Genomic DNA, 12,207 nt, shown 5'->3' with positions numbered 1-12,207 from the left:
CGGTCTATTTGCCTATGCAGAAGCGGGAGAAGATCTCTCCCAACAAATCATCGGCGGTAAATTCCCCGGTAATGCGCGACAGGGCTTCCTGCGCCAGCCGCAGCTCTTCGGCGCAGAGCTCGATCCGATCCAGTTGCCGTGTCGCCAGCGCCAACTTTTCGGCCGCAACGCCAAGCGCTTCGAGGTGCCGCTCGCGCGCCAGCACCACGTCCTCGCCGTGCCCGCTCCAGCCGGCCACGCGCAACAACTCGTCATGCAGCAGATCGATGCCCGCGCCGGTCTTGGCCGACAGGCGCAGATGCACGCAACCGCCCTCGACAAAGCGCTGCGCCGCCTCATCCGCCAGATCGCACTTGTTCTCCACCACGATACGTTCGATGCCGGGCGGCAGGCGCACCGCGATGGCGTGATCGGCCGGCGTTTCGCCCGCCCGCGTATCCAGTAATTGCAGCACCACGTCGGCCCGCTCTATTTCGCGCCAGGCGCGCTCGATGCCGATCCGCTCCACCGGGTCGTCGGTGTCGCGCAGCCCCGCCGTGTCGATGATGTGCAGCGGTATGCCTTCCACCTGGATGGTTTCGCGCACCGCGTCGCGCGTGGTGCCGGCGACCTCGGTGACGATCGCGCGCTCCTCGCCGGCCAGCCGGTTCAGCAGCGAGGACTTGCCGACATTCGGCATGCCGGCCAGCACCACCTGCAGGCCCGAGCGCAGCAGGCGCCCGGCGCGTGCGCGCGCCAGCAAGGCCGCCAGGTCGGCGCGGAAGGCAGCCAGGCGTTGCGCGGCATCGGTATCGCGCAGGATGTCGATTTCCTCCTCGGGGAAGTCCAGCGTCGCTTCCACCAGCATGCGCAACTCCGTCAGGCGCGCCACCAGTGCCCGCACCTCGCGCGAAAACTCGCCGGACAGCGAACGCAAGGCCGAACGCGCCGCCGCTGCGGTGCCGGCCTCGATCAGGTCCGCTACCGCTTCGGCCTGGACCAGGTCGAGCTTGTCGTTGAGGAAGGCGCGCTGCGAGAATTCGCCGGGCTCGGCGACCCGTGCTCCGAGCTCGAGACAGCGCGCGAGCAACATCTGCAGGACTATCGGACCGCCATGAGCCTGGAGCTCAAGGACATCCTCGCCGGTGAAGGAATGCGGTGCCGGAAAATACAGCAGGATGCCCTGGTCGATGGCAATGCCGTCGGCCCCCAGGAAGTGGCCCAGCGTGGCGTGGCGCGGCGCTGGCGCTTTGCCGATCAGAAGCTCGGCAAAGCGCAGCAGATCGGTCCCCGACACCCTTACCACACCGATGCCGCCGCGGCCAGGGGCCGTGGCGATGGCGGCGATGGTTCCGCTGCGGGACTTTCCCATCCGGCTCTCCTGGAGTCAGCGCAACGCGCGCCGACAAACTCTCCGGTCCCGCAGGACCGGAGTCTGGCCTATTTCTTTGCCCCGGCCTCGACCAGGCGGGTGATCTGCCACTGCTGTGCGATCGACAGAATGTTGTTCACCGTCCAGTACAGCACCAGGCCGGCGGGGAAGAACAGGAACATGCCGGTGAACACGATGGGCATGAACAGCATGACCTTGGCCTGGATCGGATCGGGCGGCGTCGGATTGAGCTTGGTCTGGATGAACATGGTGGCGCCCATGATCAGCGGCAGCACATAGAACGGATCCTTCACCGACAGGTCGGTGATCCAGCCCAGCCAGGGCGCGTTGCGCATCTCGACGGTACCCAGCAGCACCCAGTACAGCGCGATGAAAACCGGAATCTGCACCAGCACCGGCAGGCAGCCGCCCAGCGGGTTGACCTTCTCCTTCTTGTACAGCGCCATCATTTCCTGGTTCAGGCGCTGCTTGTCGTCGCCATAGGTTTCCTTGAGCTTGACCAGCTTCGGCGTCAGCACGCGCATTTTCGCCATCGACTTGTAGCTGGCGGCGGAAAGCGGAAAGAACGCCAGCTTGAGCAACATGGTGAGGCCGATGATGGACCAACCCCAGTTGCCGACCAGCTTGTAAATCGCCGCCAGAATCCAGAACAGCGGTGCCGCAATGACCGTCAGCCAGCCATAATCGACCACCAGATCCAGGCCCGGAGCGACTTTCTCGAGTTTGTCCTGCTCCTGCGGGCCGGCGTACAGCGACACCGTGCTCTTGCCGTCGGCGGCAACCGGGAGAATCACGCCCGCCGAGTACAGGTCTTCCCCGATCTTGCGCATATAGAACTCGCGCGGCGTGCCGGCGGCCGGCAGCCAGGCCGCGACGAAGTAATGCTGGACCATCGCCAGCCAGCCACTGTCGGCTTTCTGTGCGAACTTGGCCTTACCCTTGAGGATGTCGGCAAATTCGACCTTCTGATACTTTTCGGTTTCCGTATAGACAGCCGGTCCGGTAAAAGTCGTCACCCCCATCATCAGCGAACTGCCGCCCTGCCCTTCGGCCGGCTTGCCGTCGCGGGTTATCTGGTAATAGGCGTGGGAACCCGGCGCCGCACCTTCATGGCGCACCTCGATCTGGTAGCTGCCACGATGGAAGACGTAGGTCTTCGCCACCTTGCCGCCATTCGCCGCTGCCGCTTCCAGACGAAGTTCCAGCTGCTGCTCGCCGTCCTTGAGCACGTGCTCCCCGGCCGCCAGCGTCCACTGGGTCTTGTGATTCGGCAAGCCCTCGCCGATCACGCCGGATTGAGCCAGATAGATGTGCTTGCCGCCATTGTCGAACAGCACGAAATGCTGCGACTTGTCTTCCGTCGCGGGATGACGAACCAGTTCAAGGCGCGTGATATCACCGCCCTGCGACGAAATTTCCGCCAGATACAGATCGGTCCTGATCTTTGCGCTTGCCGCTCCCGGAACCACCGCCACGGCAGCGGTCGGAACCGATGCGGGCACTGCCGCCGCGCCGCCAGGCGGCAAAGTTGGCGTTGGCACCACGCCGGCCGGCGCACCCGTCGTCGCCACCGCTGCCGTCGTCGCGGTAGCCAATTTGGGCTGCCCCTGTTTTTGCCAGGCGTCCCACAGCATGATCAGCGAGAAGCTGAACACCAAAAGCAGCATCAATCGTCGGTTATCCATTACTGTCTCGGCAGTGATTCAGGTCAGAAATACGAAGCCTCGGCGGAGGCCAACGCGGCTTCCATCGGCAACAAGCACAGCGGCCACAACTGGAAAATCAGGGAGTCGGATCATACCCGCCCGGATGCCAGGGGTGGCAACGCCCGACTCGTCGCACAGACAGCCACAGGCCTCTGAATAATCCGTGGCGACGCAACGCCTCCATGGAGTACTCCGAACAACTCGGGTAAAACCGGCAGCGATTGCCCAGCATCGGGCTGATCGCCAGCTGATAGGCGCGGATCAGCAACAACAGCGGCTGCACCAGCAAGGACCTCATGGCGACAGCGCCGGAAGGCGCCTCAGCAGGACTTCAATTTCCGCCCGCCAAGCTTTGCGCTGCGCATGGTCTGTGGCCCTTACGCCCACGAGTGGTCGTCTCAGGCGTAAAACCAGGTCGCGCGGCTGAATTTCAATCGCCATCAAGCGGAAAGCTTCACGTCCCTGGCGCTTGATCGCGTTGCGCAATGAAGCGGCCCGCGCCAGGCGCTTCGGAACAATCAATCCGAGGCGCGCGCCGAACTGCTCGACGGCGCGGCTATAGTGCAAATCAAAACACTCGCCTCGCACTACCCCTCGCGCCGCCATCACGGCCGAAAATTCTTCGGGCCGATGCAGGCGCTGCCTGGAGCAAAACGAAGCCCGGTGTTCAGACCCCGAGACGATGACGGCCCTTGGCACGACGCGCCCGTATGACAGCACGGCCACCGCGGGTGCGCATGCGCACTAGGAAGCCGTGGGTGCGCTTACGGCGCACAACCGAAGGCTGGTAGGTGCGTTTCATGGCAATATCCCCTGAATTAAGAAAAACGGCGGATTACAGCCTTTCGCGGCCGATTTGTCAAGGGCAACAAGTTGCCAAGGCTGTGGATAACTATTGGCGAAACGGCTAGAATGCGTCTGCAGCCAACACAAACGGGCGGCACCACAAAAACATCGCAGTCCTACGATTTCATCCCGCCGTTTCTCGTCCCGAGCCTATCCGATCGCAATGAATGAATTCTGGTCCACCTGTCTGAACCGCTTCGAGCAGGAACTTCCTGCGCAGCAGTTCAACACCTGGATAAAGGGCTTGCGCCTGGAAGCCGACGAAGCCGGCCCCGGACATTTCCGCCTGATCGCCCCCAACCGTTTCGTCATGCAGTGGGTGCGCGAGCGCTATCTATCCCAGATCGAAGCCCTGGGACTCGAGCACTATTCCGCTCCGATCAACATCAATCTGGCCGTCGCCGGAACCGTCGCCGATATCCCGGTCGCCGCAGACAATGTCGAAGCTTTGCCGTCGAGCGAAACCGTCGCTCCTGCCGTCGTGGCGCGAAGCGGTGACCCGGCCTATGAAAAGACCCGGCTCAATGCCGAGTTCACCTTCGATACGCTGGTCACCGGCCGCGCCAACGATCTGGCCCGTGCCGCCGCCCAACAAGTGGCGATGAATCCCGGGGTTTCCTATAACCCGCTGTTCATCTACGGCGGTGTCGGTCTGGGCAAGACCCACCTGATTCACGCCATCGGCAATTCGATCTACGCCGCCAATCCGACCATGGAAGTCCGCTACGTCCATGCCGAGGACTATTTCTCGGACGTGGTGCGCGCCTTCCAACAGAATTCGCGCGAAGCGTTCAAGCGCTACTATCGTTCGCTGGACTTGTTGCTGATCGACGATATCCAGTTCTTCAACCGCAAGGACCGGACCCAGGAGGAGTTCTTCTACGCCTTCAACGCCCTGGTCGAGGCAAAAAAACAGATCATCATCACCTGCGACACCTACCCGAAGGATGTTCAGGGACTCGAAGAGCGTCTGGTGTCGCGGTTCGACTGGGGCCTCACCGTCGCCATCGAACCCCCCGAACTCGAAATGCGGATTGCCATCCTCAAGAAAAAAGCTGAGGCGGAACACATAAGCATTTCGGACGAGGTTTCCTTCCTGATCGCCAAGAATCTGAGATCCAATGTCAGGGAGCTCGAAGGCGCACTCAACCGCGTGGTGGCTTATGCCCGTTTCCACGGACGCGACATCAATCTGGAAGTGGCGAAAGAGGCATTGCGCGACATCATCGGCGCCACCAATCGCCAGATATCGTTGGAACTGGTTCAAAAAACCGTCTCCGACTTTTATAAAATCAAAGTCGCCGACATGTACTCCCAGAAACGCACCCGAGCCATTGCCCGGCCCCGCCAGGTCGCCATGTGGCTCACCCGCGAACTGACGTCACACAGCCTCCCCGAGATTGGCGAAGCCTTCGGCGGACGCGATCACACCACGGTAATGCACGCCTGCCGCACCATTATCGATTTGCGCGGGAAGGACAGCAGACTCAATAACGACCTGCATGTCCTGATGCAGACAATCAAGGGTTGAGCTGTGAGCAAGTGCACTGAACAAGACAATGAAACATTGTGGATAAACCCTGCTGCGAAGGACTAGGGCAAGATTCATCCACAATCATGCACAAGCAGATCGTGTAGTTATCAACGCGTTTATCCACGTTATAATCGGCTGTATTAATTGAACAATAATCGCTTATCCACAGCAAAGAGCTGCCCTTATTAATCATAAGAGATCTATATATGCTCCTATTTAAAGGTCCACGCGATCAACTCCTTTCCCCGTTGCAATCGGTTTGCGGCATCGTCGAAAAACGCCATACCCTGCCGATTCTTTCCAACGTTCTGATGGAAAAGGATGGCGAAAAGCTTACTTTGCTGGCGACGGATATCGAGATTCAGATCACCACCAAGACCGCGACAGTCGGTGCCGACAAGGCAGGCATCACCGTCGGTGCCCGAAAGTTGCAAGATATCCTGCGCTCCCTGCCCGAGACTGCGGAAGTCAGCCTGGCGCTCGACGAGAAACGCTTGCAGTTGAAGGCCGGCAAGAGCCGCTTCAACCTGCAGACGCTGCCTGCCGAAGACTTTCCGCGCATGACCACGACCGAGGGCCAGGCGACACGCCTGTTGATCACCCAAAAGCAGATGAAACGCCTGCTTGCCCTGGTTCAGTACGCCATGGCGCAACAGGACATCCGTTACTACCTGAACGGCTTGCTCCTGGTGGCGAAGGGCAATGAATTGCGCATGGTGGCCACCGACGGCCATCGGCTCGCCTATGCCGCAGAAACACTTGCCGAAACACCTGCGCCGATCGAAGTCATCCTTCCGCGCAAGACCATACTCGAACTGTCGCGCCAACTGGCAGACAACGACGATCCGCTCGAAATAGCCCTGACTTCGACCCAGGCACGTTTCAGCTTTGGCAATATCGAGCTGGTTTCCAAGCTCATCGACGGCAAGTTTCCGGACTATGAGCGCGTCATTCCGCAACACCACAGCAAGCTGATCAAGCTCTCGCGCGACGCGCTGCTGCATTCCCTGCTGCGCGCAGCCATCCTGACCAATGAAAAGTTCCGCGGCGTGCGCCTGGTTCTGGCCGAGGGCAGCCTCAAGATCATTTCCAGCAATGCGGAACAGGAAGAAGCCCAGGAAGAAATCGAAATCGACTACAGCGGCGATGCCCTGGATGTGGGTTTCAACGTGACCTACCTGCTCGACGTGTTGAACAACGTCAGCAATGAAACCATCGAACTGCATCTTGCCGACGCGAACTCCAGCGCACTTTTTGTACTGCCCGGCAACGAGACGTTCAAGTACGTCGTGATGCCGATGCGCATCTGACATCGAAACCAGAAAAGAACCCCATGACACCAAGCAACACCTCACCCGCCTACGACGAATCGAGCATCCAGCAGCTTGAAGGCCTCGAGGCTGTTCGCAAACGCCCGGGCATGTACATCGGCGACACCTCCGATGGCACCGGTCTGCATCACATGGTGTTCGAGGTTGTCGACAATGCGATCGACGAAGCGCTGGCGGGGCACTGCGACGATATCGTGGTCACCATACACACCGATAATTCGATTTCGGTCACCGACAATGGTCGCGGCATTCCGACCGGGATCAAGTTCGACGACAAGCACGAACCCAAGCGCTCGGCGGCCGAGATCGTGATGTGCGTGCTCCATGCCGGCGGCAAGTTCAATCAGAATTCGTATAAGGTTTCCGGCGGCCTGCATGGCGTCGGCGTTTCCTGCGTCAATGCCCTGTCGCAGTGGCTGCGCCTGATCATTCGTCGCGACGGCAAGAAGTACCTGATGGAATTCAACCGCGGTCACGCGGTCGATCGGCTGCTGGAAATCCAAAACGGTGTCGAGGTGTCGCCGCTCAAGGTTCTCGGTGAAACGGAGAAGCGCGGCACCGAAGTCCATTTCATGGCTGATGACGAAATCTTCGAAAACGTCGAATTTCATTACGACATCCTGGCCAAGCGCTTGCGCGAACTGTCCTTTCTCAACAATGGCGTCAAGATCAAGCTGATCGACCAGCGCAACGTCAAAGAGGAAGACTTTGCCTTCTCGGGAGGCGTCAAGGGCTTCGTCGAGTACATCAATCGCGCCAAGACCGTATTGCATCCCTCGGTCTTCCATTCCTCCGGAGTCTCGGTGCAGAACGGCGTCAACATCGATGTCGAAGTTGCCATGCAATGGAACGACTCCTACGCCGAGCAGGTGCTGTGCTTCACCAACAATATTCCGCAATCCGATGGCGGCACCCATCTGACCGGCCTGCGCGCGGCGATGACTCGGGTCATCAACAAGTACATCGAAGAAAACGAAATCGCCAAGAAGGCCAAGGTCGAGATTACCGGCGACGACATGCGCGAAGGCCTGGCCTGCGTGCTTTCGGTAAAGATGCCCGACCCGAAATTCGCGTCGCAAACCAAGATGAAGCTGGTTTCGTCCGAAGCCCGGCCGGCGATCGAGGAAGTGGTCGCCCAGAAGCTGGCCGACTTCCTGCTCGAAAAGCCGCTCGATGCCAAAATCATCACAGGAAAGATAGTCGAGGCCGCCCGAGCACGCGAAGCCGCGCGCAAGGCGCGCGACATGACGCGGCGCAAGGGCGTGCTCGACGGCCTCGGCCTGCCGGGCAAGCTGGCCGACTGCCAGGAAAAGGATCCGGCACTGTGCGAGATGTACATCGTCGAGGGCGATTCCGCCGGCGGCTCGGCCAAGCAAGGACGTGACCGGAAATTCCAGGCCATCCTGCCGCTGCGCGGCAAGGTGCTCAACGTCGAAAAGGCGCGCTACGACAAACTGATATCCAGCGAGCAGATCGTCACCCTGGTGACCGCACTCGGCTGCGGCATCGGCACCGAAGACTTCGACATCGCCAAGCTGCGCTATCACCGCATCATCATCATGACCGACGCCGACGTCGATGGCGCGCACATCCGCACCCTGCTGCTGACCTTCTTCTACCGGCAGATGCCCGAACTGGTGGAGCGTGGCTACATCTACATCGCCCAGCCGCCGCTGTACAAGATCAAGCACGGCAAGAGCGAGACCTACATCAAGGACGACCACGAACTCAACCAGCACCTGCTGCGGCTCGCGCTGGAAGGCACGCAGCTGACGCCGCGCGCCGACGCCGCGGTGGTCGAAGGCGAGGCGCTGGGCGCGCTGGCGCGTGCCTACCTGCTTTCCGAAGCGGTGATCCGCCGCGTCACGGATTTCATCGACGGCGAAGTCCTTCACGCTCTGCTGGCCCACGACATCGAGGTCGATACCTCGAGCGAAGCCGCCACGCGCGCCAGCGCGGAACGCGTCAGCGCCCATCTTTCCAGCGCGGTCCGTATCGAATCGCGTTTCGACGAGAAGCACGAGCGCTGGATGCTGGCGGTGATACGCATGCGCCACGGCAACTTGCGGGTTGGGCGCATCGACGAGGATTTCCTGCTTTCGGGCGACTACCTCCAGATTCGCCGCACCGCGCAGATGATTGCCGGGCTCATGGGCGAGGGTGCAGTGATTCGTCGCGGCGAAAAATCGCTCGTGGTAACCAGTTTTGCCGATGCCATGAAGTGGATGCTGAACGAAGTCGAACGCGGCCTGGCCAAGCAGCGCTACAAAGGCCTGGGCGAGATGAATCCCGCGCAGCTCTGGGAAACCACCATGGACCCGACCGTGCGTCGCCTGCTGCGCGTACAGATCGACGACGCTATTGCCGCGGATGAAATCTTCACCACGCTGATGGGCGACGATGTCGAACCGCGCCGGGCCTTCATCGAGTCGAACGCACTGTACGCCCGCAACATCGACGTTTAGTGGGCTGCACCTAAATGCGGAAGACGGGGAGTAGTAGGATCAATTCACTCCTCCTCTGATCCGCAAGGATTGGATTCACCCGATACAACGGTATCGGGTTTTTTTTGCCCGAGATATTACGCCAAGCGATTGTTGCGCCGCAATAAATTTAGCTTGACAAGTTCGGCTCAATCAATAGAATGCGCCATTATTGCGGTGCACCAATACTACTTTTGGAGTATTCAACAAGTTCAGCGCACCCGTCGATCGCATGAATGATGTTCCGGGAGATCACCATGTACAACGTATCCGAGCAACTCGCCAGCGGCAGCAAGGCCGGCGTCGAAACCTTCGTGACCATGGCCAATGCCACATTCGCCGGCTTCGAACGCCTGGCGACACTGAATCTCAATACCGCCCGCAGCCTGCTGGAAGACAGCCAGGTCTATGCCCGTGCCTTGCTCGCCGCCAAGGATTTGCAGGCTTTGGCCGCATTGCAAGGCACGCTGGCCCAGCCTGGCCCGAATGCGACCGCAACCTATTCGCGCAGCGTGTATGAAATTGCCAGCCAAACCCAGGCGACCCTGTCCAAAGCGGTAGAAGTCCGGGTGGCGGAACTCAACGAGAAGCTCGGTATGGCCTTCGAAAAGGCGGCACAGACGGCACCGGCGGGTTCCGATCTGGCGCTGAACGCGATGCGGACGGCGCTGTCGGCGGCGAATTCGGCCTACGACAACATGGGCAAGGCCGCCAGGCAGGCGGCCGATCTGGCGGAAGCCAATCTTGCCGTTGCTGCCTCCCTCGCCGCCAGGAATCGCAAACAGGCGGCTTAAGAAGTCCTGCGACATTCTTTCCGGCCCTGACGGGCCGGCCTCAAGCCGGCGCAAAGCGTCCGGTGTTTCTTCCGCCCGGCAACAAGCCCCCTGCCCTTCCAAATCAGGAACTGCAGGATGCCGCCGTGGGGCTCAAGAGCCGCTGCAACAGCCAGTCGCCCGCCATAGGGATTTGCTGGGTGTGCAGCAGCAACAGCAAAGGAGAAATCTTGTCTACAAGCATCGCCCACCGATATTTGATCGTCCGTGGCACCAGCGCGGTCCTTAACTACTTGCATATCGATCTGACGGTAGCCGCTGTCGTACTCAGTTTTATCCTGATCGGCGGTCTGGCCAACAACCTCGGGTTTGGCCAATCGATAGCCGGGATCTTGCCCGACATCTCCGTATCGACTGAAATGCCGGGACCGGCGCGGTCCGCGGTAGCGGCAAACCGGCCGCTGACGCCGACCATGGACGCAGTTCTCGGCTTCGTCGCACAGCGCTACCGTGTCGCTCCCGAACCGCTGCTGCCGGTTTTCGAGGCAGCCCAGGCCGCCGCCAGCGAACGCGGCATCGATCCCTTGCTGATCGTTGCCGTGATTGCGATCGAATCCGGCTTCAACCCCTTCGCCCAGAGCAACATGGGGGCGCAGGGACTGATGCAGATCATTCCCCGTTACCATCAGGACAAGGTGCCAAAGACTTCTGCGGGAAGCGCCTTCCTCGACCCGGTGAGCAACGTCAAGATGGGTGCCCACATTCTGCAGGAGTCGATTCGCCGGCAAGGCGGTCTGATGGAGGGCTTGCAGTACTACGCCGGCGCGAGCGACGACATCGAGCAGTCCTATGCCAACAAGGTGATCGCCGAAAAGCTGCGCCTTGAGCAGGCCGCGCGACGCCGCGACGCCGCAAGCACCTGAGGCAACTGGAGCGCGGCCGCCGCATGAACCCCGACCGCAACTTGGCGGGGATTTGACCATGCTCAAGACATGGCTATACTAAATGTCGTTGAATGCTTCGGTCTGTGTTTCAAAAGGGGATAGAAGGTGTCAACGTCCAACAGAGTTGTTGATCTGCCCTCGGTGAATTCCAGAAACTTCGCAACCGGGCGCTCTTCCGACGGCAGGGCGTCGATCATCCGCCATGAGCTGGTCGATGCCCAGGTCGAGGTATTGCGGATGTACCTGGAGAAGCAATCCACGGAACGTCTGCTCGAGTCGCTCGACCGGCTTATCGCTTGTACCCGGGCCAGCTTCAGGGACGAGGAAGCACTGATGCAGGCCTTTACCGCCACACCGGATATCGCGCATCGCAACTTGCACGATGCGGTGCTGGCGCAGCTTGAATTGCTGCGTGGCCACGCGCTGGAGTTCGACAGGGGGCGTCTGCTCGCCCAGCTGATCCTTGTCGATCGTCAGCTGAACTCCCACATTTCGGACGCCGCGCAGATACCGTTGCGCCGGCCACGCGAACAGCTGGCGGAGTGTGAAGCCATCGCGTCGATCGTGGCCGAAGGCCAGGCCCAGCACTAGCCCTTTCCGGCCGCCAGGCTTCCACCGCTGCGGACCGCCTGGCGACGGGCCCCCGCCGTTCGCGGCAGACTCTTGCGCGGGAATATCGACTGCCACCATAATGGCTGACCGATCATTTGATCGGTTCAGCTTATTGGGCAGAACGCACCGGAGGAGAATCGCAATGACCCGCTTTTTGCTATCGTTTCTGACCGGTGCGCTGATTTCGCTCACTGCCGGCGCAAGTGAGTCCTACCTCTGCGTCGCCGATCTCACCACCGGCTTTTCCTTCGACAGCGCCAAGAAGAAATGGGGCAGCGCGATGTTCCGCTCCGAAAAAAAACTCGTGGTCGCCAAGGCCAAACAGAAACCCTATGCCTGGGAAGTCAAGGAAGTCGGCGACAGCCGGCCCGGCGCGACCTGCGAACAGGACTTCAATGAAGCCGGCAACCTGTTTTGCAGCGGCGTATTCGATCTTCGCTTCAACAGCCGCAAGCTGCGCTTCCTGTATGTCTATCCGATCGGCTACTGGAGCGACGGCGACAAGGGCGGCCCATCCCGCGAGGGCGACAACACACCGGCCCTGGCCATAGGCAAATGCAGCGTGATTTGAACTAGCGCCGGTCCGTCGGTCGGACGCGGCGATCA

13 protein-coding genes are annotated in these 12,207 nt (G+C 60.6%); 7 read left to right on the top strand and 6 right to left on the bottom strand.

Features of this window, described 5'->3' with window-relative positions; all coding sequences use genetic code 11:
- Positions 1 to 4: 4 nt before the first annotated feature.
- The 5 genes from mnmE to rpmH all read right to left on the bottom strand — a co-directional run bounded on the left by mnmE (position 5) and on the right by rpmH (position 3,880).
- Positions 5 to 1,351 carry a tRNA uridine-5-carboxymethylaminomethyl(34) synthesis GTPase MnmE gene (gene mnmE, locus RMO95_RS21290; protein WP_310452693.1) on the bottom strand — a complete coding sequence of 449 codons (1,347 nt, stop codon included), beginning with the start codon at positions 1,349 to 1,351 and terminating at the stop codon, positions 5 to 7.
- Positions 1,352 to 1,419: 68 nt separating this feature from the next.
- Positions 1,420 to 3,057 (bottom strand): membrane protein insertase YidC, encoded by a 1,638-nt coding sequence (yidC, locus tag RMO95_RS21285; RefSeq protein WP_310452692.1) that lies wholly within the window; start codon positions 3,055 to 3,057, stop codon positions 1,420 to 1,422.
- A gap of 97 nt (positions 3,058 to 3,154) precedes the next feature.
- Positions 3,155 to 3,376 (bottom strand): membrane protein insertion efficiency factor YidD, encoded by a 222-nt coding sequence (gene yidD / locus RMO95_RS21280; RefSeq protein WP_310452691.1) that lies wholly within the window; start codon positions 3,374 to 3,376, stop codon positions 3,155 to 3,157.
- Positions 3,373 to 3,777, bottom strand: a complete 405-nt coding sequence (locus tag RMO95_RS21275; protein WP_310452690.1) for a ribonuclease P protein component — start codon at positions 3,775 to 3,777, stop codon at positions 3,373 to 3,375. The genes yidD and RMO95_RS21275 overlap by 4 nt, the downstream gene beginning before the upstream one ends.
- Positions 3,746 to 3,880, bottom strand: coding sequence for a 50S ribosomal protein L34 (gene rpmH, locus RMO95_RS21270; RefSeq protein ID WP_294993032.1), 135 nt, complete (start codon positions 3,878 to 3,880; stop codon positions 3,746 to 3,748). Before rpmH ends, RMO95_RS21275 begins: the two co-directional genes overlap by 32 nt.
- 207 nt (positions 3,881 to 4,087) lie before the next feature.
- On the opposite strand from rpmH, the gene dnaA reads away from it, so the two are divergent.
- The 4 genes from dnaA (at position 4,088) to phaP (ending at position 10,066) form a co-directional block, all read left to right on the top strand.
- Positions 4,088 to 5,455: a chromosomal replication initiator protein DnaA gene (gene dnaA, locus RMO95_RS21265; RefSeq protein ID WP_310452689.1), complete on the top strand. Its 1,368-nt coding sequence runs from the start codon at positions 4,088 to 4,090 to the stop codon at positions 5,453 to 5,455.
- A 209-nt stretch (positions 5,456 to 5,664) separates the two neighbouring features.
- Positions 5,665 to 6,768, top strand: coding sequence for a DNA polymerase III subunit beta (dnaN, locus tag RMO95_RS21260; RefSeq protein WP_310452688.1), 1,104 nt, complete (start codon positions 5,665 to 5,667; stop codon positions 6,766 to 6,768).
- A gap of 23 nt (positions 6,769 to 6,791) precedes the next feature.
- Positions 6,792 to 9,254, top strand: a complete 2,463-nt coding sequence (gene gyrB, locus RMO95_RS21255; RefSeq protein WP_310452687.1) for a DNA topoisomerase (ATP-hydrolyzing) subunit B — start codon at positions 6,792 to 6,794, stop codon at positions 9,252 to 9,254.
- Positions 9,255 to 9,529: 275 nt separating this feature from the next.
- Complete coding sequence (phaP, locus tag RMO95_RS21250; RefSeq protein ID WP_310452686.1) at positions 9,530 to 10,066, top strand: TIGR01841 family phasin; 537 nt, start codon at positions 9,530 to 9,532, stop codon at positions 10,064 to 10,066.
- Here the strand turns inward: phaP and RMO95_RS21245 are convergent.
- Positions 10,063 to 10,422 (bottom strand): hypothetical protein, encoded by a 360-nt coding sequence (locus tag RMO95_RS21245; protein WP_310452685.1) that lies wholly within the window; start codon positions 10,420 to 10,422, stop codon positions 10,063 to 10,065. The two genes, phaP and RMO95_RS21245, sit on opposite strands and share 4 nt — an antisense overlap.
- Before the next feature lie 96 nt (positions 10,423 to 10,518).
- Here RMO95_RS21245 and RMO95_RS21240 point away from each other — a divergent pair, with 96 nt between their 5' ends.
- From RMO95_RS21240 to RMO95_RS21230, 3 genes are all read left to right on the top strand, one after another.
- Positions 10,519 to 10,968 carry a transglycosylase SLT domain-containing protein gene (locus RMO95_RS21240; RefSeq protein ID WP_310452684.1) on the top strand — a complete coding sequence of 150 codons (450 nt, stop codon included), beginning with the start codon at positions 10,519 to 10,521 and terminating at the stop codon, positions 10,966 to 10,968.
- 162 nt (positions 10,969 to 11,130) lie between these two features.
- Positions 11,131 to 11,580, top strand: coding sequence for a hypothetical protein (locus RMO95_RS21235; protein ID WP_310452683.1), 450 nt, complete (start codon positions 11,131 to 11,133; stop codon positions 11,578 to 11,580).
- 163 nt (positions 11,581 to 11,743) lie between these two features.
- Positions 11,744 to 12,172 (top strand): hypothetical protein, encoded by a 429-nt coding sequence (locus RMO95_RS21230; protein WP_310452682.1) that lies wholly within the window; start codon positions 11,744 to 11,746, stop codon positions 12,170 to 12,172.
- The last annotated feature ends 35 nt before the right edge of the window (positions 12,173 to 12,207 follow it).

The sequence above is a fragment of the Sulfuritalea sp. genome (assembly GCF_031426875.1).
Classification (GTDB): domain Bacteria; phylum Pseudomonadota; class Gammaproteobacteria; order Burkholderiales; family Rhodocyclaceae; genus Sulfuritalea.
This window is presented reverse-complemented; position numbering and strand designations above follow the sequence as displayed.

Coding starts and splice junctions, on each gene's coding strand:
- mnmE (WP_310452693.1), bottom strand. CDS start 1,351: ATGGGAAAGTCCCGCAGCGGAACCATCGCCGCCATCGCCACGGCCCCT.
- yidC (WP_310452692.1), bottom strand. CDS start 3,057: ATGGATAACCGACGATTGATGCTGCTTTTGGTGTTCAGCTTCTCGCTG.
- yidD (WP_310452691.1), bottom strand. CDS start 3,376: ATGAGGTCCTTGCTGGTGCAGCCGCTGTTGTTGCTGATCCGCGCCTAT.
- rpmH (WP_294993032.1), bottom strand. CDS start 3,880: ATGAAACGCACCTACCAGCCTTCGGTTGTGCGCCGTAAGCGCACCCAC.
- dnaA (WP_310452689.1), top strand. CDS start 4,088: ATGAATGAATTCTGGTCCACCTGTCTGAACCGCTTCGAGCAGGAACTT.
- dnaN (WP_310452688.1), top strand. CDS start 5,665: ATGCTCCTATTTAAAGGTCCACGCGATCAACTCCTTTCCCCGTTGCAA.
- gyrB (WP_310452687.1), top strand. CDS start 6,792: ATGACACCAAGCAACACCTCACCCGCCTACGACGAATCGAGCATCCAG.
- phaP (WP_310452686.1), top strand. CDS start 9,530: ATGTACAACGTATCCGAGCAACTCGCCAGCGGCAGCAAGGCCGGCGTC.
- RMO95_RS21240 (WP_310452684.1), top strand. CDS start 10,519: ATGGACGCAGTTCTCGGCTTCGTCGCACAGCGCTACCGTGTCGCTCCC.
- RMO95_RS21230 (WP_310452682.1), top strand. CDS start 11,744: ATGACCCGCTTTTTGCTATCGTTTCTGACCGGTGCGCTGATTTCGCTC.